25 protein-coding genes and 1 tRNA gene (1 of these 26 only partly in view) are annotated in these 25,518 nt (G+C 63.7%); 18 read left to right on the top strand and 8 right to left on the bottom strand.

The features are described 5' to 3' along the window. Positions 1–194 precede the first annotated feature (194 nt). Positions 195–1,586, top strand: a complete 1,392-nt coding sequence (locus BRADO_RS29755; protein ID WP_244422923.1) for a replication initiator protein A — start codon at positions 195–197, stop codon at positions 1,584–1,586. A gap of 1,321 nt (positions 1,587–2,907) precedes the next feature. On the opposite strand, the gene BRADO_RS35220 is transcribed toward BRADO_RS29755, so the two are convergent. Then, on the bottom strand, positions 2,908–3,063 hold the full coding sequence (locus tag BRADO_RS35220; RefSeq protein WP_012029921.1) for a hypothetical protein: 156 nt from the start codon (positions 3,061–3,063) through the stop codon (positions 2,908–2,910). A 45-nt stretch (positions 3,064–3,108) separates the two neighbouring features. Then, positions 3,109–3,843 carry a hypothetical protein gene (locus BRADO_RS29760; protein WP_157872633.1) on the bottom strand — a complete coding sequence of 245 codons (735 nt, stop codon included), beginning with the start codon at positions 3,841–3,843 and terminating at the stop codon, positions 3,109–3,111. Positions 3,844–4,068: 225 nt separating this feature from the next. Between BRADO_RS29760 and BRADO_RS29765 the strand changes: the two genes are divergently transcribed. The 3 genes from BRADO_RS29765 to BRADO_RS34520 all read left to right on the top strand — a co-directional run bounded on the left by BRADO_RS29765 (position 4,069) and on the right by BRADO_RS34520 (position 7,386). Continuing rightward, entirely contained in the window at positions 4,069–4,632 is a 564-nt protein-coding gene (locus tag BRADO_RS29765) for a recombinase family protein (protein ID WP_012029923.1), read from the top strand. Positions 4,633–4,691: 59 nt separating this feature from the next. After that, the gene (locus BRADO_RS35225) at positions 4,692–4,928 is read left to right on the top strand and encodes a hypothetical protein (protein ID WP_012029924.1); all 237 of its coding nucleotides are present in this window, start codon (positions 4,692–4,694) and stop codon (positions 4,926–4,928) included. 847 nt (positions 4,929–5,775) lie between these two features. Continuing rightward, complete coding sequence (locus tag BRADO_RS34520; RefSeq protein ID WP_012029925.1) at positions 5,776–7,386, top strand: recombinase family protein; 1,611 nt, start codon at positions 5,776–5,778, stop codon at positions 7,384–7,386. Here the strand turns inward: BRADO_RS34520 and BRADO_RS29785 are convergent. Next, positions 7,343–7,419, bottom strand: a tRNA-Met gene (locus tag BRADO_RS29785). The genes BRADO_RS34520 and BRADO_RS29785 overlap by 44 nt on opposite strands. A 496-nt stretch (positions 7,420–7,915) precedes the next feature. Here BRADO_RS29785 and BRADO_RS29790 point away from each other — a divergent pair. Then, positions 7,916–9,349: a coniferyl aldehyde dehydrogenase gene (locus BRADO_RS29790; protein WP_012029926.1), complete on the top strand. Its 1,434-nt coding sequence runs from the start codon at positions 7,916–7,918 to the stop codon at positions 9,347–9,349. 159 nt (positions 9,350–9,508) lie between these two features. After that, positions 9,509–11,113, top strand: coding sequence for a GMC family oxidoreductase (locus BRADO_RS29795; RefSeq protein WP_012029927.1), 1,605 nt, complete (start codon positions 9,509–9,511; stop codon positions 11,111–11,113). A 46-nt stretch (positions 11,114–11,159) separates the two neighbouring features. On the opposite strand, the gene BRADO_RS29800 is transcribed toward BRADO_RS29795, so the two are convergent. Together BRADO_RS29800 and BRADO_RS29805 are read right to left on the bottom strand one after the other, a co-directional pair. Beyond that, the gene (locus BRADO_RS29800) at positions 11,160–11,402 is read right to left on the bottom strand and encodes a hypothetical protein (RefSeq protein WP_012029928.1); all 243 of its coding nucleotides are present in this window, start codon (positions 11,400–11,402) and stop codon (positions 11,160–11,162) included. A 189-nt stretch (positions 11,403–11,591) separates the two neighbouring features. Continuing rightward, on the bottom strand, positions 11,592–12,353 hold the full coding sequence (locus BRADO_RS29805; RefSeq protein WP_012029929.1) for an SDR family oxidoreductase: 762 nt from the start codon (positions 12,351–12,353) through the stop codon (positions 11,592–11,594). Between the two features lie 111 nt (positions 12,354–12,464). Here BRADO_RS29805 and BRADO_RS29810 point away from each other — a divergent pair, with 111 nt between their 5' ends. Both BRADO_RS29810 and BRADO_RS29815 read left to right on the top strand, forming a co-directional pair. Continuing rightward, on the top strand, positions 12,465–12,980 hold the full coding sequence (locus BRADO_RS29810) for a CvpA family protein (RefSeq protein ID WP_012029930.1): 516 nt from the start codon (positions 12,465–12,467) through the stop codon (positions 12,978–12,980). 165 nt (positions 12,981–13,145) lie between these two features. Next, a complete protein-coding gene (locus BRADO_RS29815; RefSeq protein WP_012029931.1) occupies positions 13,146–13,928 on the top strand; it encodes an SDR family oxidoreductase in 783 nt (260 codons plus the stop codon). 308 nt (positions 13,929–14,236) lie between these two features. On the opposite strand, the gene BRADO_RS29820 is transcribed toward BRADO_RS29815, so the two are convergent. Further along, the gene (locus BRADO_RS29820) at positions 14,237–14,692 is read right to left on the bottom strand and encodes a DUF3775 domain-containing protein (protein WP_012029932.1); all 456 of its coding nucleotides are present in this window, start codon (positions 14,690–14,692) and stop codon (positions 14,237–14,239) included. A gap of 117 nt (positions 14,693–14,809) precedes the next feature. On the opposite strand from BRADO_RS29820, the gene BRADO_RS29825 reads away from it, so the two are divergent. The 4 genes from BRADO_RS29825 to BRADO_RS29840 all read left to right on the top strand — a co-directional run bounded on the left by BRADO_RS29825 (position 14,810) and on the right by BRADO_RS29840 (position 18,235). Further along, positions 14,810–15,673, top strand: a complete 864-nt coding sequence (locus tag BRADO_RS29825) for an MBL fold metallo-hydrolase (protein ID WP_041757140.1) — start codon at positions 14,810–14,812, stop codon at positions 15,671–15,673. Positions 15,674–15,751: 78 nt separating this feature from the next. Next, entirely contained in the window at positions 15,752–16,594 is an 843-nt protein-coding gene (locus BRADO_RS29830) for a fumarylacetoacetate hydrolase family protein (RefSeq protein ID WP_012029934.1), read from the top strand. A gap of 141 nt (positions 16,595–16,735) precedes the next feature. Beyond that, positions 16,736–17,350 carry a glutathione S-transferase family protein gene (locus BRADO_RS29835; RefSeq protein WP_012029935.1) on the top strand — a complete coding sequence of 205 codons (615 nt, stop codon included), beginning with the start codon at positions 16,736–16,738 and terminating at the stop codon, positions 17,348–17,350. A 21-nt stretch (positions 17,351–17,371) separates the two neighbouring features. Next, complete coding sequence (locus tag BRADO_RS29840; protein ID WP_041757837.1) at positions 17,372–18,235, top strand: MBL fold metallo-hydrolase; 864 nt, start codon at positions 17,372–17,374, stop codon at positions 18,233–18,235. 139 nt (positions 18,236–18,374) lie between these two features. On the opposite strand, the gene BRADO_RS29845 is transcribed toward BRADO_RS29840, so the two are convergent. Continuing rightward, positions 18,375–18,917: a methylated-DNA--[protein]-cysteine S-methyltransferase gene (locus BRADO_RS29845; protein ID WP_041757839.1), complete on the bottom strand. Its 543-nt coding sequence runs from the start codon at positions 18,915–18,917 to the stop codon at positions 18,375–18,377. A gap of 188 nt (positions 18,918–19,105) precedes the next feature. Here BRADO_RS29845 and BRADO_RS29850 point away from each other — a divergent pair, with 188 nt between their 5' ends. The 3 genes from BRADO_RS29850 to BRADO_RS29860 all read left to right on the top strand — a co-directional run bounded on the left by BRADO_RS29850 (position 19,106) and on the right by BRADO_RS29860 (position 22,716). After that, positions 19,106–20,362, top strand: coding sequence for a M20/M25/M40 family metallo-hydrolase (locus BRADO_RS29850; RefSeq protein WP_012029938.1), 1,257 nt, complete (start codon positions 19,106–19,108; stop codon positions 20,360–20,362). 67 nt (positions 20,363–20,429) lie between these two features. Beyond that, positions 20,430–21,230 carry a phytanoyl-CoA dioxygenase family protein gene (locus BRADO_RS29855; RefSeq protein ID WP_012029939.1) on the top strand — a complete coding sequence of 267 codons (801 nt, stop codon included), beginning with the start codon at positions 20,430–20,432 and terminating at the stop codon, positions 21,228–21,230. Positions 21,231–21,411: 181 nt separating this feature from the next. Further along, positions 21,412–22,716 (top strand): NAD(P)H-dependent oxidoreductase, encoded by a 1,305-nt coding sequence (locus tag BRADO_RS29860; RefSeq protein ID WP_041757141.1) that lies wholly within the window; start codon positions 21,412–21,414, stop codon positions 22,714–22,716. 313 nt (positions 22,717–23,029) lie between these two features. Here the strand turns inward: BRADO_RS29860 and BRADO_RS29865 are convergent, their stop codons facing one another. Beyond that, complete coding sequence (locus tag BRADO_RS29865; protein ID WP_012029941.1) at positions 23,030–23,623, bottom strand: hypothetical protein; 594 nt, start codon at positions 23,621–23,623, stop codon at positions 23,030–23,032. A 200-nt stretch (positions 23,624–23,823) separates the two neighbouring features. Between BRADO_RS29865 and BRADO_RS29870 the strand changes: the two genes are divergently transcribed. The 3 genes in view from BRADO_RS29870 to BRADO_RS29880 are tightly spaced (at most 59 nt apart) and all read left to right on the top strand, a layout consistent with a single transcriptional unit that may run on beyond the window. Next, positions 23,824–24,189, top strand: a complete 366-nt coding sequence (locus tag BRADO_RS29870; protein WP_011923536.1) for a transposase — start codon at positions 23,824–23,826, stop codon at positions 24,187–24,189. After that, positions 24,186–24,536, top strand: a complete 351-nt coding sequence (gene tnpB / locus BRADO_RS29875; RefSeq protein WP_011923537.1) for an IS66 family insertion sequence element accessory protein TnpB — start codon at positions 24,186–24,188, stop codon at positions 24,534–24,536. The genes BRADO_RS29870 and tnpB overlap by 4 nt, the downstream gene beginning before the upstream one ends. A gap of 59 nt (positions 24,537–24,595) precedes the next feature. After that, a protein-coding gene (locus BRADO_RS29880) for an IS66 family transposase (RefSeq protein ID WP_041755978.1) crosses the window boundary here: on the top strand, positions 24,596–25,518 show its 5' portion. Its footprint extends 685 nt past the window's final position; the window shows 923 of its 1,608 coding nt (coding positions 1–923); it begins with the start codon at positions 24,596–24,598; the stop codon falls past the right edge of the window.

The raw sequence follows: 25,518 nt of genomic DNA on the forward strand, positions 1-25,518 counted from the left end.
AAGCTGGATGCGACGACCATGACAGCACAGCAGTTCACTGACAGGCTGTTACAACACTACAACAGCCTGTTGCCATACTGCTGTGTCAGTACACTAAGACGACAGCATAGCAGCCCGGCACCCCGCGTTCAGAACAGCAGCAGGGCAGCATTTTGCTACAACGCCATCCTGCGATGGCAGCATGGCAGGACACCATGATGACAGTATATCAGCATGCAAGTATAGCAGCACGAACGACGGATTCCGCTGAAAGCCGCCAGTTTTTCGCGAACTGTGCGATCGACAAGGCTGCCCAAATGATTGGCGGCTCCCTCGTGAGCGGGAAGGGGACGCGGTATTCTGCGGACATGCAACCGCTCAAGCTCGATCTGATGTCTCGCGATGCTTTCGCGGCGCTGAACTTGCAAGAGCGCAATGAATACCTGCAAAAGCTCACGGCCGAATTTGCTGAGAAGACCGGTCGCGCGCCCGTCGCCTTGGACAAGGACGGCCTGGCCCGTCTGCGGCGGTTCTACTTGCGCCGCAGTTTCGCTGACTTGGAGCGGGGGAAGACCGATCTCAATATCGCTGACCCCGATTTGGCTGCAGCCTTACGGAGCCTTGGGGAGACCATCAAGGATAGCGAGCGGAAAGATGATCTCGTAGGCATGCTGAAATCGGAGCTACCGGGTCCGATCCTGCGCAAAGCGCCTACGGATGATCAGCAACTGTCGCTTTTCGTTCCCGTCATCTATGACGCTCCGCTCAAAGACGACGTCAACCTGATGGATGTCGCCCCGTTCACAATCTCCAAAAGTCGCCGGAATACCGCGATCAGGTATGAACTGAACGACTGCATTGTCACCGTCGATGGGAGCGCGGAGCACGGCCTTGCCACCGTTTTCGACTACGACATCTTCCTGCACATGGTCACGTATCTGGCTGAGGAGGCTAGGCGCTATCATATCGAAGCTGCCAAGGGACTTCGCCCAAGTCTGCCGGCGCAGGTTTACCGCCCCAAAGCCTCGCACATCCTCAAATTCTGCCGGCGCGGCTCAGGCGGTCTGCAATACAAGAGCCTAGAAGCCGCGCTGGATCGTCTGTCAGGCACACGCTTGAAGGTCGCGAATCTCCGGGGCGGACGACGCCGAGAGGTGGTCAATGTCCCGCTGATCGACAAGTACCGTGTGGTAAGCGCCACTTCCACGGGCCACGTCGACGACATCGAGATCTATATTCCCAGCTGGGTCTATGAATCGGTGGTACGGGAGAAAGGAACGCCGCAGATCCTGACACTCAATCCCGACTATTTCCTCATTAGCCAAGGCCTCGGCCGCATGGTCTACCGCTTGGCGCGGCGGGCGGCGGGGCGCACAGAGGCCCGATACTCAATTTTGGAGGTCCACAAGCGTAGCGGGTCACCCCAGGCATTGCCTCAGTTCGCACAGATCCTGCGAAAGCTGGTGGCCCATTGCAAAATGTTTCCACTTCCCGACTATGACATCGATCTGATCGAAGGCCAGAGCGGAGAACTGTTGTGGATGCGCTATCGCGGGGAAGGGACCAAGGCGCCCAAGGCTAAAGCTTCGATCCCCTTGCTGGGCTGATTTTGACAAACGGTTTTGACAAAACCGTATATCACCTATCCGACTTCCGGTTTTTGACAGAGAATTTTTGACAAAACCGTATATCACCTATCGTCCAGTCGGGGTGGCGGTCGAATTTTGACAAAGCCGTATATCACCTACCAAAGGCCGTATATCACCTATGACAAACCGTATATCGCCTATGACAAACCGTATATCACCTATTTTGGCGCCGTATATCGCCTATCGCTTTTCCAACCAAGCGCATGAATTGATTCGGGCCGATTTGACATATCCCCAGGCTCGGCGGAGCTAAAACTATTTAAAACTATGAATACCTCTTAAAACGCCTTCGGCTGTTTTCTTCTTTCTTCAAAAAAGAAGAGAAGGGGAAGAGCTAATGGACGTCCATGGTCGTCCAAAGCTTGTAAGTCATCTATGCGATCTGCACTCACTGACGCATACACCACCGACGATACCAAACGCCGCTCAAAGCACTTTTCCGCTCCCAGGCGAAGGCCGTCTCAGGATGGGCTGCTAAAGCGCTTTTAAAGCCCGTGCAAGGCGTTCGGGCAGTGAGCCGCGCAGCCCTTGGATCAAACTGCACGCTCTACTATCTGCTTTTCCCCAAAATACCCATTTTTGACAAACGGTTTTGACAAAACCGTATATCACCTATCGAGGTTTGTTTTTGACAAACCGTACTTCGACTATCGAAATAGCCGACAACTTCATGCTGAGATGCGAAAGGTTCTGCCACATCCACAGGGTCCGGTTTCCCAAACTGGATACGCTCGCACGTCCACCTATCCGATCTGCACTCACTGACGCATACACCACCGACGTCCCCAAACGTCGTTTTAAGCATTTGTCGGCGCGAAGGCGAAACTCTCCTCAGTACGGGCCACTACAATGCTTCTAAATCAATGCCAGGCGTTCAGGCGATGGGCCGCGCAGCACTCGGAGCGACCGCGCGGCCGTTATCATCAGTCCTTCGAATGGGTCGGGGTTGATTGGCCGCAAACCCGTTCGCCTAAGCTGGCCCTGTGCGTCGGCGTTGATGAACCCGAGGCACGCTGCCCCGCGGAGGCGGCGGAGACTTGAACAGCCGCGCCCGTCGCCCGTTCACCGAACGAGGCAGCGTGAGTGGGCGTCGACCTGCCCGTTGCCCTGTCGCCGAAGGAAGAAGAATGCGTAGGCTTACCGAAGATACTCATCGGATCTCTCCTGTGTATCAGCTGCGGCACCATGCCGGGCTGATGGCGTGACCCTTGCTCGGACGGCGCTGGCGCGGTGCGAGAGGATATTCGTGAACTGACGCTGCCGCTGCCCTCCGCGCTCGCTAGGGAAGACGAAAGATGTAGTTGAGAAGGGCGAGGAAGCCCCAGATTCCCAACGGGACGATAATGAGCATGGCGAGCCCATCGAGCCAGTTGTCGGCGTGGACGAGGGCGCCGCCAACCACGGCGATGATCACGAGCACCAACAAGAAAATCATGACACTACAGACTCCCGGTAGGGGATGCGGAACTTCCTTGGTGCGTTAGTGGGGCGCGCAGGTGTCGCTGATCGTCCTGTTCAGCGCCGAGAAATACTGGCGTTCCTGCGCGGCATTGCCGAGAACGGGGCAAGCCTCAAAAATCAGGGTACGCCTGGCCTTCTCCTGGGCGCTGATAGCGTAGTACAAGCAGTTCTTGGCGTGGTCGACGCGGCCACCGTCAACGCCCGTGACCATGCCAAGCATGTCGCCGAGCATTCCCCGCGCAAAATCTTCCGCCCTGCTCTTGGGCCGCTCGGCCCTCCAGCGTTCGGTTAGCTCGGCTTCGAACTTCTTTGACTTCTCCACGGCGGCCGATAGCGCAGAACAGTTTGGCTTGTTGGCGGGCGTGGTCAGCTCGACGATCTCACCGAGCGCCGATTTGCGCAACCAGGCGCAGTCGGCACCGAGCCTGGGCCTGAGGCAGGCGTAGTTCCCATTGGACTGGTCGAAGAACATCCACTGCCCCTCGGGCGCGTTTCCGCACTCGCCCGTGAATGTCGCCATGGTGTTGATGCCTGAGAGCGTTTCGGTGCGCTGCTCGCGGATGAGCGAGTCGCGATACTGCACGCTGGCGAGATTCCGGCAGGCGGCGGTGGTCTGCTTGACGTAGACCGGCGCGTAAAGCTTGGCGGCATGGGCGCTGGTGGCGAGCATGCAGAGCAGTGCGGCGATGACTTGGACCGCCCTTCTTCGCAAGAACAGGGCCGGCCACGGCAGCAAAACAGCGACGGCACTCATCGGAGACCCCTCAGAAAAGGTCTCCGTTTCTATGCAAAACTCCTGAATTGCGCACACGGCGGTCTGAGCGCAGAATTAGCTTTGGATGAAAACAATCGCAGGCCCTGAGTCAGTTGTACAAGCTGTTGATCAGACTCAGGAAAGCGGCGATTTGTTGCCCCCTCGCCTATCCATTGCCGATGGCCTTGCAAAATTCAGGAGTTTTGCAACAGGTGGCCGGCGGCAATGACCATCTTCGGTTACGCCCGCGTCAGTACGTCCGGCCAGGAGTTGGATATTCAGATCGCGCAGCTCGAAGCGGCGGGCTGCGAGCGCATCCTTTGCGAGAAGCAGAGCGGGGTTAACGATCAACGCCGAGAACTGGCGCGGTTGCTGCGCCGTCTCCGCAAGGGCGATACCGTCATCGTCCCTGCGCTCGATCGGCTTACCCGTGGCGGCCCCTTCAAGATGCTGAGCGTGCTCGCCGACATCACCTCTCGCGGCGCCAGCTACAGATCTCTTGCTGAGCCCTGGGCAGATACCACGCATGAGCTCGGCGAAGTGCTGGCGGCGCTGGTGGGCTACATTGCCCGAAAGACGCGCGAGGATATTCTTCGCCGCACAAGTGCAGGCCGCGAACGGGCGCTCAAGAACGGAGTCCGGTTCGGTCGAAAGCCGAAGCTTACGGCCGAGCAACGGTCATCTGCTCTTGCCCGTAGGCGTTCCGGTGAGCCGCAGAAGCTCATTGCGCGTGACTATGACGTGAGCTGTTCGACAATTTCGAGATTGAAAGATCCTGAGCGCGGATGATGCTTAAATAATGTGCACCGGATCAGTACCAACACTTGTGAGGCTGACGAGCTGAGCGCATGTGTCGTCCTATGGACCTAAAAAATCTCCAAACAGCCTACGATGATTTCAACAAGCGTGATGCCGAGCTCGTCGCAAGGCAGGAACTGGCCACGACAGATCGCGAGCGTTACCTGCTCGAACGGTTACGGCGCGGCTTACTCGTTCATCTGGAGGCGACCGTCCAGGAAGAGAGCGACCGTGATTTTATTGGACAGATTGAACGCCAGATTGCTGGACAACAAAGAGCGGCTTAGGCGTCTCGAAAGTACCATCGATGACGTGGTAAAAGCCGCAGCTGAGGTGGGTACCGATGCCGGATCGGCACATTATCTCAGGTTGGCTGACGAGTTGAAAGGCGACGCCGAACGAACGCGCAAGCTGATCGAACGGTTTGAGCAGCTCCGTAGGAAAATCTTGGCACGGTAAGCTGTTGCACCCAAAGCGAAAGGGGCCGCACGAACGGCCCCTTTTTGCTAACGCCATGAAAGTCAGTGGCAGAACCTGTATAGGTCGTCCAACCACAAACTTCAACTACAAGCTCCCCGACGGCTAAACCGAGCCCTTCGCTTCAACTCCTCGCACAGTGGAGCGCAACCGTCTTGAAAGGATAGGCTACTTACGATAGGTTCCGAGTCGCTAAGGGCTCTACAGAAGCGCTTTAAAATTGATATCGGCCACCCGGTGGTAATCACCTCATCCCAGGCCAGCAAAAGCTTCTTAAAACCGAACCAGCCCGTCTGAGCAGCAACTTCCCAAGCCATAGCCGCTGAACATTCAGCTACGTGTTTCCGAGCGGATGCGCCCTGCACGCAGTGGCGCATGCCATGCCCTGACATGGGGCCGTGGTCGGCAATACGTGCGATTGCGCTTTGATGGGAGTGATCAGCTTGGCTGGTCGCGAGCAGGACGAGCTTTGCCGCGTCGATTTTCGGCCTTCGTCGCTCCAGGGAAGCGGCGACGGAGCCGCGCCCGGCGTTCAGGATACGACCAGCGAGAGCGATTCCAAGGACGCATTGCTGCGATTCGTTCGTGCCCTTGCTCGCGCGGCGGCAATCGCCGATTATGAGCGGCAGAACCGCCTAACGGACGCGAGTAGCGACAATGAAAGCGGCAATCTACGCAAGGTTTAGTTCGGACAAGCAAACCGACCGATCTATCGAAGATCAGGTTGCGCTCTGCCGCGCCATCTGTGAACGCGAGGCGCTGATTGTCGTTGCGGTCTACGATGACCGAGCAATCTCGGGCGCAAGCACGGTGAACCGCCTCGGCTGGCAGCGCCTCATGCGCGATGCCAAGGCCGGCAAGTTCGATGTCGTCGTTGCCGAAGCCCTCGACCGCATATCGCGGGACCAGGAAGACCTGGCCGGCATTCACAAGCGGCTGCGCTTCGCAGGCGTGGACATCCGGACCGCGCAGGACGGCATTGCCGGCGACATCCATATCGGCGTGAAGGGACTGCTCGGCTCGCTCTACCTCAAAGACCTGGCGCAGAAGACGCGACGCGGGCAAGCGGGCGTTGTTCGCGACGGCCGCCACAATGGCGGGCGCAGCTTTGGGTATCGGGCTATCCCTGGAAAGCCGGGAGAGCTTGAGATCGACCAGGCCGAGGCGGCGGTTGTCCGCCAGATCTTTGCAGACTACCTCAACGCCTATTCGCCGCGGGACATCGCCGCGGCTTTGAATAAGAAGCGCGTGCCGGGGCCACGCGGCGGCGTCTGGAATGCGTCGACCATTGCCGGCAGCCGCAAGCGCCTGAACGGCATCCTGCAAAATGAACTCTACGCTGGCCGGATCATCTGGAACCGGCAGAGCTTCGTCAAAGACCCTGAGACCGGCAAGCGCATCAGCCGCGAGAACCCGCGCGACCAGTGGATGACGGCCGACGCTGAACACCTGCGCATCGTCGACGCGGATACGTGGTCGAAGGTCAGGGCTCGCCGGGAGGAAAGGGGCGGACCGAAAGGCACCTATGCCACCCGGCCGAAAAACCTGCTCTCGGGTCTGATCAAATGCGGCTGCTGCGGCTCGGGCTATGTGGTCGGCGGCAACGACAAACGTGGCTCGATCCTGGTCTGCACCCGCATGAAGGAAACCGGGCTCTGCGAAAACCGGCGCACCGTGCCACGCGAGGCGATCGAGGCGCTGGTGTTGAAAGGGATCGAAGAGAACCTGGCTGCGCCCGAACTGATTGCCGAGTACGTGCGAGAATATCACCGGATGTCGCGCGAGCTGCACAGCTCCACCGCGCATCGGCGGCGCGACCTTGAAAAGCGGCTAGGCAACGTCAACGGCGCGATCTCGAAGGCTGTGGACGCCCTGCTCGGCGAGGCTCCCAGCCGTGCCCTCCGCGAGCGCTTGGCGGCCCTAGAGGCCGAGCGCGACCAGATCGAGGTCGACATCGCCGAGGTCGTTCCGCCAATCGTGGAATTCCACGCCAATGCTGCGGACGCCTACCGCGGCAAGGTGCGGAACCTGAAGAAGGCCCTGGCAGAGTCGGATGAGGACAGCCGTACGGCTGCCCATGAGGCAATTCGGGAGATTGTTGAGAAAGTGGTCGTTCATCCACGGGGCCGGTACAAACCCGTGCAGATCGAGATTTATGGCCAACTCGCCGCCCTGCTCAGGATTTCTGAGAGGGCGGCTGAACCCCTAGAGTCTAGGGGGGCGTTGGTTGCGGGGATAGGATTTGAACCTATGACCTTCAGGTTATGAGCCTGACGAGCTACCGGGCTGCTCCACCCCGCGTTAACTGGTGCACGGCCTTCAGAGAATTATCGGGCGCTCCTGGCTAGCGCTCCTGAGCGCTGCCGATCCATCCCAAAGGCTTCCTGAGAAGGCTTGAGCCCGTTGGCCGCGTCGGCCATCGGGTGCGGGCGGTATGTACCAATGCGAAGCCGGTTTGGAAAGGGCTTTCGGGAAGTTTTTTTGCCTTATTGTGACAGTCGCCGCGAGACTTTTTACCGGTGAAATGTTCTCGTTCAGTCAATAGTTTATAGCGAAACCGAGATGATTGCTGGTTGTGCCTGGGGAGCAAACTTTCGCTCGCGCACGGCGTTTCCGGACGATCGTGGACGACGGCACGCGGATGACCAGCGCGGACTGCGGCAGGAGTTCCGCAACGCGGATCGCCCCCTGTCGCCAGACCTAGCCCGCTTGCGCTTGCCAAGGGTTCCGCAACGCGGCAGCTTCGACAGAGAACGACGGCCCGGCCACGGCCGCCAGCACACAGGAGGAGACGGCGATGGATCAATCCCTGAAGAGCCCCCCGGTGTCGGCGCTCGATGACGCCTTCCACGCCATGGTGGAGGCGTCGCGGAGCGCGCCTCCGCCGCCGCTGGCGGACCGGCTGGATCGCCTCAAGCGTTTGCGCGCGATGATCTCCGACAATGAGAAACAGCTGGAGCAGGCGATCTCGGCCGATTTCGGTCATCGCTGCGCGGTCGAGACCACGATCGCCGAGACGCTGTTCCTGCAGACCGAGACCAAGCACACGATGACGATGCTGCCGCGCTGGATGGCGCCGCGGCGGATCGCGACCTCGCTGCAGTTCTTTCCCGCCCGCAATCGGCTGATCCCGCAACCGCTCGGGGTCGTCGGCATCATCGCGCCCTGGAATTATCCGCTGCAGCTGACGCTCGCGCCCGCCATCGGCGCCATCGCGGCCGGCAATCGCGTGCTGATCAAGCCGAGCGAGCTGACGCCGGGCTTCTCGGCGCTGCTCAAGGAGCTGGTCGCCGCGCATTTCGATCCGAACGATCTCACGGTGACCGGCATCGAGGATGGAATCGCGCAGGCCTTCGCCGCGCTGCCATTCGATCATCTCGTGTTCACCGGCTCAACCCGCGTCGGTCGCATCGTCGCCGAGGCAGCGGGACGCAATCTCACTCCGGTCACGCTCGAGCTGGGCGGCAAGTCGCCGACCATCGTCGATGTCTCTGCCAATATCGATGAGGCCGCGGAGCGCATCGCCTATGCCAAGCTGATGAACGCCGGCCAGACCTGCATCGCGCCGGACTATGTCTTCGTGACGGAAGCGCAGCGTGACGCGTTCGCCGGCAAGGTGCACGGCCACATGGTCCGCATGTTCGGCACCCATCCGGCGAATGGCGACTATACCTCGATCATTTCCGAGCGGCACTATCAGCGCCTCGAAGGCCTGCTGCGCGATGCGATCGCCCGCGGCGCCAAGCCGCTGACCGTCACCAGCCCGGAAGATCCCGCCTGGAAGAAGCTGCGCAAATTCCCGCCGACGGTCGTCGTCGGCGCGACGTCCGACATGGCGATCATGCAGGAGGAGATCTTCGGTCCGCTGCTGCCGATCCTGTCCTATCGCGACGCCGACGAGGCGATTCGCTTCATCAACGCGCATGACCGGCCGCTGGCGCTGTACTGGTTCGGCACCGACGAGGCGGCGCGCGACAAGGTGCTGGCACGCACCGTCTCCGGCGGCGTCACGATCAACGACTGCCTGCTGCACTTCGCCCAGATGAACCAGCCGATGGGCGGCGTCGGCGCCTCCGGCATCGGCCACTATCACGGCGAATGGGGCTTCAACAGCTTCAGCAAGCTGAAGCCGGTGTTCTACCGCTCGCCGTTCAACCGCATGAAGGATCTCTATCCGCCCTATGGCGCCAGCGTCGCGAGAATCGAGAAGCTGCTGCGGTTTCTGAGCTAGCGACGGAGACATCCGTCATTCCGGGGGGCGCGCGTAGCGCGAAACTGGAATCCGGAGATGATTGCGACGCAAGCCAAGCTCGAGATTCCAGGTTCGCCGCTGCGCGGCGCCCCGGAATGACTTCAACAAACAAAAAGACACATCAGGGAGAACACGCGCGTGGCGGACGAGGTCGATTTCATCGTCGTGGGTGGCGGCAGTGGCGGAGCGACCGTCGCGGGACGGCTGTCGGAGGATCCGGGCACATCGGTGATGCTGCTCGATGCCGGCGGGCGCAACGACAATTGGATCGTCACCACCCCCTATATGCTGTTCCTGATGGTCGCCGGCCCCGTCAACAACTGGTCGTTCACGACGGTGCCGCAGCCGGGACTCAACGGCCGCATCGGCTATCAGCCGCGCGGCCGCGGCCTCGGCGGCTCCTCCGCGATCAACGCCATGGTCTACATCCGCGGCCACCGCGCCGACTACGATCAGTGGGCCGCGCTCGGCAACGCCGGCTGGTCGTATGAGGACGTGCTGCCCTATTTCAAGCGCGCAGAGAACAATGCCGAGTTCAACGGCGTATATCACGGCCAGTCGGGCCCGCTGCCGGTCAATCGCCTGCGCACCGACAATCCCGTCCACGAGATCTTCCTGCAGGCGGCGCGCGAGGCGCAGTTTCCGATCCGCGAGGACTTCAATGCCGAGACCCAGGAAGGTCTCGGCCTGTATCAGGTCACCCAGCAGAATGGCGAGCGCTGGAGCGCAGCGCGCGCCTACATCCAGCCGCATCTGGGTCAGCGCCGCAATCTGCGCGTCGAGACCAGGGCCCAGGCCTCGCTGATCCTGTTCGATGGCAAGCGCGCCGTCGGCGTGAAGTATCGCCAGGGCAAGGAGATCAAGGAGATCCGCTGCCGCCGCGAGGTGATCCTGGCGTCCGGCGCCTTCCAGACGCCGCAGCTCTTGATGCTCTCCGGCGTGGGCGATGCGGGCGCCTTGGCAAGGCACGGCATCGCCAGCGTCCATCACCTGCCGGGCGTCGGCCAGAACCTGCAGGACCATCCCGACTTCATCTTCGCCTATACGTCCGACAATCCCAACTTCAACTCGCTTTCGCCAAAGGGCATCCGCAGGCTGCTGGCCGGGATCGGGCAGTATCGGCGCGAGCGCCGCGGCGTGCTGACATCGAACTTCGCCGAGTGCGGCGGCTTCCTGAAGAGCGCTCCGAATCTCGACATTCCCGACATCCAGCTGCATTTCGGCATGGCCGTCACCGATGATCATGGCCGCAAGCGCCACGGCAACGGCTTCTCGTGTCATTTCTGCCTGCTGCGGCCGAAGAGCCGCGGCAGGGTGGCGCTCGGAAGCGCCGATCCGCTGGCGCCGCCGCTGATCGATCCGAACTTCCTCGGCGAGCAGGACGACGTCGAAACCATGGTCGCAGGCTACAAGACAACGCGGCGGCTGATGGAGACGCCGGCGATGCGCAGCCTCGCCACGCGCGACCTGTTCACCGCCGACGTCAGGACCGACGACGATATCCGCAGCGTCCTGCGGGCCCGCGTGGACACCGTCTATCACCCGGTCGGCACCTGCAAGATGGGCAGTGCCGATCCGCTCGCGGTGGTCGATCCGAGCCTCAAGGTGCACGGACTCTCCGGCCTGCGCATCGTCGATGCCTCGGTCATGCCGACTTTGATCGGCGGCAACACCAACGCCCCGACGATCATGATCGGCGAGAAGGCGGCCGATATGATCAAGGCGGAGCTGCGCGAGTCCTGAATCGTGCCATCACAGACCGCAGCCGCGGCTATCGGCGCTGAGAGCCTCAGCGCCCCATCGGCTTGTAGCCGCCGGAGCCCATCGGCTGGTAGGAGGCGGCGCCGCCCCGCGTAACGGTCGTCGTGTATGTCGTCGTGTTGCCGTTGCGCGACATCTGCGTCGTCGCAACCGTGCCGTTCGAGGCCGTGGTCGTCACCGTGTCGGCGCTCCGGTTGACGGTGGTCGTGTAGGTTTCGGCCGAAGCCGCGGTGGCTGCAAACAACACAGCTGCGCAAACCAGGTACTTCATTTCAGACATCCCCTGTTCCGACTTGCTCGATCGAGCCAGGGACAGCCTGGCCATCAGGCCTGCCCCTCTTCTGTCACCAACTCCAGGGAACGCTGTCGCATCCTGCCGACAGGTCTCCCTCGAGATCCCGCCAGCAATACCGCACGCCTTTTGAGGAAGCTTTGCCGGATTGATTCAAATCCGAATGGATCAAGTCAGCAGGAAGCCGCCGTCCACGGTGATGACGCTGCCGGTCATGTAGCGCGAGGCGTTCGACGCCAGCAGCAAGATGGCGCCGTCGAGATCGCTCTCATGGCCGACGCGGCGCTGCGGGATGCGCTTGATCAGCTTCTCGCCGGCCGGCGTCTCCCAGACATCGTGGTTGATGTCGGTGTCGATATAGCCCGGCGCCAGCGCGTTGACGCGGATGTTGTTGCTGGCAAGCTCCAGCGCGAGCGCCTTGGTCGCCTGCACCACGCCGGCCTTGGAGATCGCATAGGGCGCGATGAACTTCACCACGCTCAAGCCGAGCACGGAGGCGATGTTGATGATGTTGCCCGGCGCTTTCCGCGCGATCATGCGGCGCGCGACTTCGGTCGCGGCGAAATAGGCGCCCTTCAGATTGGCGCCGATCACGGCGTCCCAGTCGGCCTCGCTCTGTTCGAGCGCGAGCTTCTCGACTGCGATGCCGGCATTGTTGACGAGCACCGTGACCGGGCCGAGCGCGGCCTCCGCGGCATCGAGGCCTCTTGCGATCGAGGCGGTATTCGTCACGTCCATCTCGACCGCGACCGCGCGACCACCCTTGGCCTTGATCTCGTCCTCCAGTGCCTTGAGCTTGCCGATCTGCCGCGCCGCGAGCACGACCGCTGCGCCATGCGCCGCCAGCACCCGCGCGAACTGCCGGCCGAGTCCCTGGCTTGCGCCGGTGATCAGGATCACCTCACGGCTGACATCGAACAGGTCGGACATGATATTACCCTCGTGTTTCCTCTCTTGTTGCGGCGCATTGATACAGACGATTTGAAGCAGCGCAAACCGGATTTGTTTACTCGGGCTGTCTACAACCACAGCATAACAGCCATGAATAGTTTCGACCTCGCCGCTTGTGCCGCCCTCATGATTGCCGTCTACAGCGGCTTCTCGACCGGGCTGCTGCGCAGCGCCATCACGATCCTCGCATATCTCCTGGCCATGCCGCTGGCGATGGGCGCGGTCGCGGCGATGAGCCCGCAGTTGCAGGACGTGCATGGCGCGCCGCTGGCGCAGAACTGGCTGCAGTTCTTCGCCGCCTTTCTGGTCATCGGCGTCGCGCTTGGCAAGGTCGGCCGCATGATGCTGGACGAGGCGATCGGCCCCGACGCCGGCTTCGGCGACCGGCTCGCCGGCGCCCTGCTCGGCGCGGTGCGCGTCGGCATGGTTGCGATCACGCTCGTTTTGGTGTTCGACCGGATCGTCCCGCCGGACCGCCAGCCGCGCTTCCTGGACGGCTCGCGGCTGCGGCCGATCCTCTCGCTCGCGGGCGCGAAAGGCTTCCGCTCGCTGCCGCCGGAGGTGGCGAGCCTGATCGATCGCCTGAAGCAGGAACGGCGGATCTGACGGTCGATCCGGAAAAACGCGAGCCGGTTTTCCGAAAAGATGCTGCGCGACGTGCGCTCAGAGCCATGCAATTCGGCACAGGCCGGCTGCTCTTATCAGCCGCGGTCCGGTTGGTTAGAATGCACCCATCGTTTTTCCACCCCACACATATCGGAGTGATCAATCGTGGATCTCGGGATCAAGGGCCGCCGCGCCATCGTCTGCGCCTCCAGCAAGGGTTTGGGCCGCGCCTGCGCCATCGCGCTGGCCAATGAGGGCGTCGACGTCACGATCACCGCGCGTGGCGCCGAGGCGCTGGCCAAGACCGCGGCGGAGATCCGCGCCGCCAATCCCGGCATCACCGTGACCGAGGTGCCCGGCGACATCACCACGCCGGAAGGCCGCGCCGCCGTGCTCAAAGCCTGCCCGGATCCGGACATCCTGATCAACAATGCCGGCGGCCCGCCGCCCGGCGACTTCCGCAACTGGACCCGCGACGACTGGATCAAGGCGCTCGATGCCAACATGCTGACGCCGATCGAGCTGATCAAGGCGACCGTCGACGGCATGATGGCGCGCAAGTTCGGCCGCATCGTCAACATCACCTCGGCCGCGGTGAAGGCGCCGATCGACATTCTGGGCCTGTCCAACGGCGCCCGCGCCGGACTCACCGGCTTCGTCGCCGGCCTGTCGCGCAAGACGGTGATCAACAATGTGACGATCAATGCGCTGCTGCCGGGCCCGTTCGAGACCGACCGGCTGCGCTCGACAGCCAAGGGCGAAGCCGAGAAGCGCGGCGTCACGCCGGAGCAGATCCTGGCCGACCGCGCCAAGACCAACCCCGCCGGCCGCTTCGGCGATCCCGAAGAATTTGGCCTCGCCTGTGCCTTCCTGTGCGCCGCCAAGGCCGGCTACATCACCGGGCAGAACATCCTGCTGGACGGTGGTGCATTCCCGGGCACGCTGTAGGTCGTATTGCAAGAGTGGAGTAAAGAGCTCTCGCCGCTTGTTCGGTCTGCGCCTCTCCCCGCCTGCGGGGAGAGGTCGGATCGCATCGCCAGATACGATCCGGGGGGTACAGGTCCGTCCGCGAACACTCCCGGCGCGTGTGCCCTTCTCACACCGCCCGTGCGGCTGCCCCTCACCCCAACCCTCTCCCGTGAAGAACGGGGAGAGGGAGCGCACTTCCGTTGCGGGAAAAGCTTGCCTCCGGCGAGCGAGCTGACGTGTCGTGACCGGTCGTACGGCGTCGCGCCACCCGCGGTCCTTCCTTCATCCTACTGCTTCGTGATCTCATCCTCGTCGCGCTCGCTCGGGCTCGACGAATCCGCCGTCGTGCGTGCGTCCGTCCAGTCGATGCCGAACGCGTCAAGGCCCTCCGCCAGGAGGTCGCCCAGCATCGGCTCACCCAGCAGATAGCGCGCGGTGTGGCGGTCGCGCTGGCCGGCGGCTTCGCGGCGCAGATCGTCCCATTCGTCGATGTCGCCGTCGCCGCGGCCGAGCCGCATCAGGGCGACGAGATCAACCTGCTCGTCCTCGCTCATGGCATTGATGAAACCGGTGATCTCGCGCACCACCGGATCGTCGCCAGTATCCTCCAGCACGTCGATCATGTCGTCGTCGGCGGCATTGGAGCCGGAGTCGGGGTCGCTCACCTGCTCCTTGACGTCGAACTCGCGCGCCTTCTCGATCAGGAATGCCACTTTCTCGGGCGATATCGTCAACTCTGGCATGACATGTCTCCTCGTGGACTGGCCACGACAACGCGTGTTCCCGCGACTCGATCCATTGCGCTGCGGCGCGCGACGCGGCATCGTCACTTGCAGCGAAGAAACAAGCGGGGAGCGCGCATGCAGTGGACGGTGGGCCGGGTCAGGATCACCAAATTCGCCGAGCTGGAAACGGTCGGCGGCACCCGCTTCATCCTGCCGCAGTCGGCCCCCGAGGCCATCCGCGCGCTGCCCTGGATCACACCGGAGTTCGCCACGGCCGAAGGCAAGCTGAAGATGTCGATCCACACTCTGGTGCTGGAGACCCCGACGCGGCGCATCGTCGTCGACACCGGCCTCGGCAATGACAAGCAGGGCCGCAGCGTGCCGGTGTGGAACGGCCGCAGCACGCCGTTCCTGGAGACGATGAGCGCGGCCGGCTTTCCGCCCGAGAGCATCGACATGGTGATCTGCACGCATCTGCACGTCGACCATGTCGGCTGGAATACGCGGCTGGTCGGCGGCCGCTGGATTCCGACCTTCCCCAACGCACGCTACGTGTTCGGCCGCACTGAATATGAGCATTGGCGCGATTACAGCGAGGCTGCCGACGAAACCGCGACCTTCGCCGATTCCGTGCAGCCGGTCGTCGCGGCCGGCAGGGCCGAGCTGGTTGCGAGCGACGCTGTCATCAGCGACGAGATCACGCTGATCCCGACGCCGGGCCACAGCCCCGGTCATGTCAGCCTGCACATCCGCTCCGGTGGTGCGGAGGCACTGCTGAGCGGCGATGTCGCACATCATCCCTGCCAGATGGCACATCTGGACTGGAGCTCGACCGTCGACTTCAACCCTGCCCAGGCCATCGCCACCCGGCAGGCGCTGTTCTCGCGTTTCGCCGATACCGGCACGCTGGTGATCGGCGGCCATTTCGATGCCGGTCAGATCCGCCGCGACGGCGCGGCGTTCCGCTTTCAGGCAGTGCCGGGCAGCGGCAGCGCATAGCCCGCAAGGTTGAATTTCGTCCCGCCATGCTCCATGACAGGGCTCTGGAATACCAAGGAACTGAGGGAGAGAAACCAGATGAAGCTCGTTCGCTACGGCGACAAAGGCGCGGAAAAACCGGGCCTGATCGATGCCTCCGGCCAGCTGCGCGACCTGTCGGCCCACGTGAAGGACCTCGATGGCGCCGCCTATGCGCCGGAGTCCCTGAAGAAGCTCGCCGCGCTCGACCCGGCCTCCCTGCCCGCCGTCTCCGGCACGCCGCGCCTCGGCGCGCCCGTCACCGGCATCTCGAAATTCGTGGCGATCGGCCTCAACTACTCCGATCATGCCAAGGAGACCGGCAACCCGATCCCGGCCGAGCCGATCTTCTTCCTCAAGGCCAACACCTCGCTGTGCGGCCCCTATGACCAGGTCGAGAAGCCGCGCGGCTCGACCAAGCTCGACTGGGAGGTCGAGATCGCCGCGATCATCGGCACCCGCGCGAAGTACGTGTCCGAGGCCGACGCGCTGAACCACGTCGCCGGCTATACGATCTGCAACGACGTCTCCGAGCGCAATTTCCAGATCGAGCGCCTCGGCCAGTGGACCAAGGGCAAGTCGCACGACACGTTCGGTCCGGTCGGTCCGTGGCTGGTCACCAAGGACGAGATTCCGGACGTGCAGAACCTGTCGATGTGGCTCGACGTCAACGGCCAGCGCCGCCAGACCGGCACCACCGCGACGATGATCTTCTCGATGGCCAAGTGCATCTCCTACGTCTCGCAGTTCATGACGCTGCTGCCGGGCGACATCGTCACCACGGGCACGCCTCCGGGCGTCGGCATGGGCATGAAGCCGCCGACCTTCCTCAATGTCGGCGACGTCGTGACGCTCGGCATCGAGCGCCTCGGCGAGCAGCGCCAGGAGATCGTCGAGGCGTGATCGTCGAGGCTTAACGTCACCCTCCGTCATTGCGAGCGAAGCGAAGCAATCCAGAGCAACCTCGGGACTCTGGATTGCTTCGTCGCTTCGCTCCTCGCAATGACGAACAACAATCCGCATCGAGCCAACAGGAAGACGTCGATGAAACTCACCTTCTCGCCCGCCTCGCCATTCGCCCGCAAGGTGCGCATCGCCGCCATCGAGCTCGGCCTGATCGACAGACTCGCGTTCGTGCCAGCGGCCGTCGTGCCCGGTCAGGCCAACGACGAGTATTCGAAGATCACGCCGCTGAAGAAGCTGCCGGTGCTGATCCTCGACAATGGCGACGTCATCCTGGATTCCTACGTCATCGTTGAATATCTCGACGAGCTCGCTGGCGGCAACAAGCTGATCCCCGCCTCCGGCCCGTCGCGCTGGAAGGTCAAGAGCGAGCACTCGATGCTGCAGGGCATGCTCGATTCCATGCTGCTGTGCCGCTACGAGGCGCTGGTGCGCCCGGAGGGCCTGCGCTGGCAGGCGTGGTCCGACGACCATTGGAACCGCGCATGGCTGGGCATGGCGCGCTTCAATGGGCAGAGCGACCTGCTCACGCGCCCGTTCGACATCGTGTCGATCGGCCTCGTCTGCGTGCTCGGCTACGCAGATTTCCGTTTTGCCGATTGCGGCTGGCGCAAGGCATATCCGGCGCTCGAGGCCTTCTATCAGAAGACGATGCAGCGCGAGTCGGTGAAGATCTCGGTGCCGCCGGCGGCCTGATCGTTTCGCAGAGACGTGCCCGTGTTGACATTCTCGATCAACGACACCGCCATCCATCGCATCATCGAGCAGGAGACCACGTTCCTGCCGGCCCGCGAGATGTTTCCGGATCTCACGCCGGAGATGCTCGCGGCCGAGCGCACCGCGCTGCAAGCGGCGAAGGCGCTGGACGCACAGGATATGCTGATCCTCTGCTTCCAGTCCTACGTGGTGAAGACGCCTCACCACACCATCCTGATCGACAGCTGCATCGGCAACGACAAGCCGCGCGCTCGGCCGGTCTGGAACATGAAGAGCGACGAGACCTACATGCGGGCGCTCGCCGCCGCAGGCGTTTCGGTCGACGACATCGACGTCGTGATGTGCACGCATCTGCACACCGACCATGTTGGCTGGAACACGCGGCTCGACAACGGCCGCTGGGTGCCGACCTTCCCCCGGGCGCGCTACGTGTTCGCGCAAACCGAATATGATTACTGGGTGGCGCAGAACGCCAAGGCCGAGGTGCCGCCCTTTGCCGACAGCGTGCTGCCGGTCGTCGAGGCCAACCGCGCCGATATCGTCGGCGGCGACTTCGCGATCGGCGACCATGTTCGCCTGCTGCCGACGCCGGGGCATACGCCCGGCCATGTCGCGATCGCCGTCGGCAAGGAGAGGGACGACGCAGTCTTCGCCGGTGATCTGATCCATTCGCCGCTGCAGCTGGCCTATCCCGAGCTGTCACCGAAGTTCGACGTCGACGGCAAGCTCGCCGCCCTGACCCGACGCGCTTTTCTCGATCGCTATTGCGGCACGGCGACGCTGTGCTGCACGGCGCATTTCCCCTCGCCCTCCATCGGCCGCATCGGGCGCAAGGGCAACGCATTCGCCTGCGCGGCGGTCTGACTTTAACGCCACTGGATGCCCCGCGAAGGCGGGGCATCCAGTACGCCGTGAACTTTCCGCAGAAAACGACCGCCGGTGGAATACTGGGTCACCCGCTTTCGCGGGTGACGACAGCTAAGTGAGCCTCCGAGCTGCGCCTTTAATCGAATAGGCTGGGCTGGTGGTTCACCGCCGCGCCCTCGATCGCCAGCATCTTCAGCTTGGTATCGACGCCGCCATTGGCGGAGAAGCCGCCCGGCTTGTTGCCTGCCGCCAGCACGCGATGACAGGGCACCACGATCGGGCACGGGTTGCGCCCGAGCGCCTGGCCGACCTCGCGCGACAGCTCGACGCCGCCAAGCTGCTTGGCGATGTCGCCATAGGTCAAGGTCCGGCCGGGCGGGATGCGGCGCGCAATGGCGTAGACGCCGCGCTGGAAGGCGCTGACACCGTCGAGGTCGAGATCGATGTCGGTGAGGTCATCGGGCTCTCCGGCCAGCAACGCCGTGATGCGGCTGATGACGCGCTGCACATGCTGCGGCGGCTCAGCCTCGTCAATGCCGGCGGAGCGCTGCTGCATCCGCGTGCGGAGCTGCGCCACGCCGCCCATCGGCAGCTGCACCGCGTTGATGCCGCGCGGGCCCCAGGCGATCGCGCAGGTGCCGATCGCGGTCTCGAACATGGCGTAGCTCTGGTCTGTCATGAACTGGTCTGACATCAACTGGTCTGTCATGAAGTGGTCTGTCATGGCGGGCTCCTCGTCGCTCTGCCCCGTATCATCTGCCGGTCAAAATAGGCTTGGAGAATGTTGCGATCCACCCGGATTCTGCCAATGTCGACAGCCGCCGCCGGGCGAGGCCCGCCGCGAGCCGCTGAATACAAGGACCCCGGATGACGCCTTCGACCTCCCGCCTTGCCGCCCTCGTCCTGTTGGCAAGTTCAGCCACCGTCTCTGCCGCATACGCGGCGCCCGACGACAAGATCAGAGCCGCCGCCGAGCAGGCCAAGCCGGCGGTGATCGACAGCTTGCGCGAGATGGTGCTGATCGAATCCGGATCGAGCGACGTCGAGGGCTTGAAGAAGATGGCCGACCTCACCGAAGCCCGGCTCAAGGCGCTCGGCGCGACCACGGAGCGGCGCAAGACCACGCGGGGCGTCGGCGCCGACATGGTGATCGGCACTTTCGAGGGCACCGGCCGCCGCAAGCTGATGCTGATCGCGCATATGGACACGGTGTATCAGCCCGGCATTCTCAAGACCGAGCCCTATCATGTCGAAGGCGACCTGATCTACGGGCCGGGGATCGCCGACGACAAGGGCGGCATCGCGGTGATCCTGCACAGCCTGCAGATCCTGAAGGACATGGGCTGGCGCGACTACGCCAGGCTGACCGTCGCCTTCAATCCAGACGAAGAGGTGGGCTCGATCGGCTCCGGCGAGTTCATCGCCGAGCTCGCCGATCAGCACGACGTCGTGCTGTCCTGCGAGCCGACGGCGGCGAAGCCTGCCGCGCCGGTCGACAGCCTGCTGCTCGGCGCCAGCGGCACGGCTACCGCCACGATGGAGGTGACCGGCCGCGCCGCGCATGCCGGCGCCGCCCCTGAGCGCGGCCGCAACGCGCTGATCGAGCTGTCGCATCAATTGCTGCAGACCAGGGATATCGCCAAGTCGATCCCGGGCACGCAGCTGAACTGGACGACCGCGACCGCCGGCACCGTGCGCAACCAGATTCCCGAGAAGGCCAGCGCCGGCGGCGACGTGCGCCTCACGGTGGCCGACGGCGTCGAGAAGCTGCAGGCCGCGCTGGACGAGACGATCAAGACTCATCTCGTGCCGGACACCGAGGTCAAGGTCAGGATCGACAAGGGCCGTCCGCCCTTCATCGCCTCGGAGCGCGGCCGTGCGCTGGGCAAGGAGGCGCAGGCGATCTACGCCGAGATGGAACGGCCGCTCGCGCTGGTCGACATGACCGGCGGCGCCACCGATGCCGGCTTGGCCAATCGCAGCGGCAAGGCCATCGTGGTCGAGAGTTTTGGTATCGCCGGCTTCAACTACCATGCGCACAACGAGTACATCGACGCGACCACCATCGTCCCTCGCCTGTATTTGATGACCCGCATGCTGATCGAGCAGGGCAAGAAGATGTAGCTTCGCGTCGGACGCAGCCCGGCGAAGACCGGGCGCCTCCAAGAGGAAACGAGCAAGAGAGGCCACCATGAAGCTGACGCCGGAGCAGATCGCATTCTTCAACCGCGAGGGCTGGCTGTTCCTGCCGGAACTGTTCAGCCCGGAGGAGACCGCCTTCCTCGCCCGCGAGGCGGAGGCGATCTACGCCGCCGACAGGCCCGAGGTCTGGCGCGAGAAGAGCGGCGTACCGCGCACGGCGTTTGCCGCGCATCTGTACAATGACGCGTTCCGCGTGCTCGCGGCGCATCCGCGCATGATCGAGCCGATCGAGCAGATCTTCGGCGAGAAGCTCTACATGCATCAGTTCAAGATCAACGCCAAATCCGCCTTCACCGGCGACGTCTGGCAGTGGCACCAGGACTACGGCACCTGGAAGCGCGACGACGGCATGCCGGAGCCGCGCGCGATGAACATCGCGATCTTCCTCGACGAGGTGATGCCGATCAACGGCCCGTTGATGCTGGTGCCACGCAGCCAGCACGAAGGCGATCTCGAGGCCTCACACGATCTGGCCACGACGTCCTATCCGTTGTGGACGCTCGACGAGGCGACGGTGACGCGGCTGGTCGCCCAAGGCGGCATTGTGGCGCCGACCGGCAAGCGCGGCGGCATGCTGATGTTCCACGGCAATCTCGTGCACGGCTCCGCCGGCAACATCACGCCCTACCCGCGTAAGATCGTGTACCTGACGCTGAACGCGGTCTCGAACCACATTCGCACCCCGACGAGGCCGGAGTACATCGCGCATCGCGACTTCACGCCGATCGAGACGTTGCCGGACGATGCATTGCTGCAGCTGGCGCGGGCGCATCGCGAGGCGGCGGAGTAAGGCACAGCGCTCGCCACAAAAGAGGTCGTCATGCCCCGGGCTCGACCAGGCTCGACCCGGGCATCCATCCTCTGAGCAAGAGCGAGCCTTGTGAGGAGATGGATGGCCGGGTCAAGCCCGGCCATGACGACTGGGTTGGTAGCTGCCTGTCACACGACAATCCTTGAAGCCGGATAACAGAATGAACCTCCACGCCCTCCTCCAAGCCCGCGCCGCTGCCGGCAAGCCGGTGCGCGTCGCACTCATCGGCGCTGGCAAGTTCGGCTCGATGTTCCTGTCGCAGGTGCCGAATGTCGCCGGTCTCGACGTGCCCGTGATCATCGATCTCGATCCGCAGCGGGCGCGCGAAGCCTGCCGCACGGTCGGCTGGAGCGCCGAGCTGATCGAACGCACGACGTTCAGCGCCGACAGCGCCAAGGCGCTCGCCGACTCCATCGATGTCGTCGTCGAAGCGACCGGCAGTCCGGCTGCCGGCATCCGGCATGCGCGCGCGGCGATCAGGGCCGGCAAGCACATCGTGATGGTCAATGTCGAGGCCGACGTGCTCGCCGGGCCGCTGCTGGCCGACGAGGCGCGCAAGGCCGGCGTGGTCTATTCGCTCGCCTATGGCGACCAGCCGGCGCTGACGGCCGAGCTCGTCGACTGGGCGCGCGCGACCGGCTTTCATGTCGTGGCCGCGGGCAAGGGCACCAAATATCTGCCGGCCTATCACGACGTGACGCCCGATGGCGTCTGGCAGCATTACGGGCTTACCGCGGGCGAGGCGCAGTCCGGCGGCATGAACCCGCAGATGTTCAACTCCTTTCTCGACGGCACGAAGTCGGCCATCGAGATGGCGGCGATCGCCAATGCGACCGGACTCGACGTGCCGTCCGACGGCCTGTTGTTTCCGCCCTGCGGCGTCGACGACCTGCCGCAAGTGCTCCGGCCGCGCGAGCGCGGCGGCGTGCTGGAGCGTTCCGGCATGGTCGAGGTGGTGTCGTCGCTCGAGCGCGACGGTCGCCCGGTGTTTCGTGATTTACGCTGGGGTGTCTATGTCGTGCTCGAAGCACCGAACGACTACGCTGCGGATTGCTTCAAGCAATACGGACTGAAGACCGACGCGACCGGGCGCTACGCCGCGATGTACAAGCCCTATCATCTGATCGGGCTCGAGCTGAACGTGTCGGTGCTTTCGGCCGCGCTACGCAGCGAACCAACTGGGCAGCCGCTCTGCTTCCGCGGCGATGTCGTCGCCGTCGCCAAGAAGGATCTGCGCGCAGGCGAGATCCTCGATGGCGAAGGTGGCTATACGGTGTGGGGCAAGGTGATGCCCGCCAGCGCCAGCCTGCAGCTCGGCGCGCTGCCAATTGGATTGGCGCATCGGGTCAAGCTGGTGAACGACGTTGCGCACGGCCACGTGGTGCGTTGGAGCGACGTCGCAGCCGATGCGGCGGACGAGACAGTGAAGTATCGCAAGCAGATGGAGACGGCGTTCGCCCGGTGAGCGTTCGCGCGCCTCGCTCGCGCGAGCCGCATAAAAAAGCCCCGACCGCTGGTCGGGGCTTGGTGGCCTGTAGGCGAGAGGCGAATCTTTTGTCCCTAGCAGCCGCTGTTCCTAGACGGGCGTTTCCGAGTCCCGGCACACTGATCATATAACCCTGGCTGTCATCGTCCGCGAAAGCGGACGATCCAATACGCCGTGACACCTCGGTGAAATCTCTTCTGCCGCGGAGGACTGGATGCCCAGCTTCGCGAAGTTTGACGGCGGTGGAGATGGCGAGAACTCGACCCGGAAACGAGCTGTTCCAAACGCTCGTCTAGTTGTCGTCCTCGCCGAAAGCCGCGGCAAGCTTGTCGTAATATTTCACGACGAGATCGATGTTGCCTTTGTTCTCGACCTCCGGCGGCTTCGCCTTCAGGGCCGCGTTGAGATCGTTGAGGACCTGCTTCTTGTCGTCCGGCTTCATCTTCTTGTCGGCCTGGACCTGCTCGATCTGGTCCTTGATGACGGCTTCGGGGCCGACATACTTCTTCGTCTTCGGATCGATGCCGCCCATCACCAGGCTGATATTGTCGACCACGACGTTAAAATCGTCGTAGCTGGCGAAGCCGTATTTCTTGGCGACGCCGTCGAGCTGCGTCACCACCTTCTGGTCCGGCGGCGCGTTGTCCGGCAGCTTGTCGGTGATCGCGTCCATGTCCTTCTGCGACGCCAGAACGTTCTCGATCTGCTTGTCGGTCAGGGCGATTTGCTTGAGCTGCGGCGGCTGGCTGATGGTCGGACCCGGCGGTTGCGCCGGGGAATCCTTGGCCGCCTGCGCAAGGGCCGGAAGCGTTGCAAGGGCCGTCATCGCGGCGCCCGAGCCTGCAATGGCCAGCGCGACGAAGGTGGTCCGGACGAACATGCGCATGAGGATCTCCTGTGGGACAATGGCTACGACGACAGACAGCGCAGCATTGCGTACGTTCTGGGGAATGAACCGCGCCTGAATCGGTTCCGCGGAGCACGATCACACGCTTGTGCGCCTGCGATGTAACCCCCCGGTGACGGCCGCCTTGCGTCGGCAGTGAGGCTTCGCGAAGCCATAGGATTAGTCCTGGAGCTAGTCCTATGGCCAAGTCGGAAGTGGAAGTGATCACGTCGGAGCGGCGGCGCCGGCACTGGTCGCGGGCGGACAAGGAGCGCGTCGTGGCTGCAGCGTTGCAGCCAGGCGCGACGATCCTGGGCGTGGCGCGAGCGTTCGGTGTGCATTCCAGTCAGGTGTTCCGCTGGCGTCAGCAGCTGTGCGGGAAGGAGACGCCGTCGCCCGGCTTTGCCGCGGTGACGATCGCGGCCGATCCGCATGCGGCGCCAGCCTGCACGCAAGGGCTGATCGAGGTCGAGATCGGGACTGAGACGAAGATCCGGATCAGCGGCCCGGCGGATGCCGCGACGGTGACGGCGGTGATCGCGGCGCTCCGGGTGGGCTCGCGATGACGATCCCGATCCCCTCCGGCACCCAGGTCTGGCTGGCGACCGGGCACACGGATATGCGCAAGGGCTTCGACGGTCTGGCGCTGCTGGTCCAAGAGACGCTGAAGCGCGATCCGCATGGCGGCCATCTGTTCGTGTTCCGCGGCCGCAGCGGCAGCCTGATCAAGGTGCTGTGGCACGACGGCCAGGGCATGTGCCTGTTCGCTAAGCGGCTGGAGCGTGGCCGCTTCATCTGGCCACAGGCTGTGGACGGAGCGTTGACAATCACGCCGGCGCAACTCGGCTATCTGCTCGAAGGCATCGATTGGCGGCATCCGCAGCGGACGTGGCGGCCGGAAGCTGTTGGTTGAGCGCTCGAACGTGACAGCGCTGATGCGCGCCGACCGGCGCTGTGATTCCATCTCCCGCGATGATCACAGCCGATTCGCTCCCCGATGATGTCGCGACGCTGAAGGCGCTGGTGCTCGCCGGTCAGGCGGCGCAGCTCGCGGCGGAAGCCAAGGCACGCAATCTTGAAGCCGAGGTCCGCGCCCGCACGCTCCTGATCGAGCAGATGAAGTTCACGATCGCCAAGCTCAAGCACGAGCAGTATGGGCCGTCGTCGGAGCGGGCGTCGGTGCTGGAGCAACTCGAGCTCGAACTCGCCGATCTCGAAGAGGATGCGGCCGAGGCTGAAGCTGCGGCGCAGATGGCCGCCGAGCGGGCCAAGGCCGAGACGATCAATGTCCATCCGTTCGAACGCAGGCGCCCAGCACGGCGGCCGCTGCCCGAGCACTTGCCGCGCGAGCGCGTCGTACATCCCGCACCGGCCAATTGTCCGTGCTGCGGCGGTGACAGGTTGCGCAAGATCGGCGAGGACGTCACCGAGACGCTGGAGCTCGTGCCACGGCAGTGGAAGGTGATCCAGCATGTGCGCGAGAAGTTCTCCTGTCGCGGCTGCGAGGCGATCAGCCAGCCGCCGGCGCCGTTCCATCCGATCTCGCGCGGACGTGCGGGGCCGCGCCTGCTCGCACACATCCTGTTCGCCAAATACGGGCTGCATCTGCCGCTCAACCGGCAGAGCACGACCTACGCGCATGAGGGCGTGGCGCTGGACGTCTCGACGCTGGCCGACTGGGTCGGCGCGGCGGCTGCGACGTTGATGCCGCTGGTCGAGGCGATCAAGGCGCACGTGCTTGCCGGCGAGCGCATCCACGCCGACGACACCACGGTGCCGGTTTTGGCCAAGGGCAAGACGCGCACGGGGCGCGTCTGGACCTATGTGCGCGACGACCGTCCCTTTGCCGGGCACGCGCCGCCGGCTGCCATGTTCTACTACTCGCCCGACCGCGC

This window comes from Bradyrhizobium sp. ORS 278, from assembly GCF_000026145.1.
Classification (GTDB): domain Bacteria; phylum Pseudomonadota; class Alphaproteobacteria; order Rhizobiales; family Xanthobacteraceae; genus Bradyrhizobium.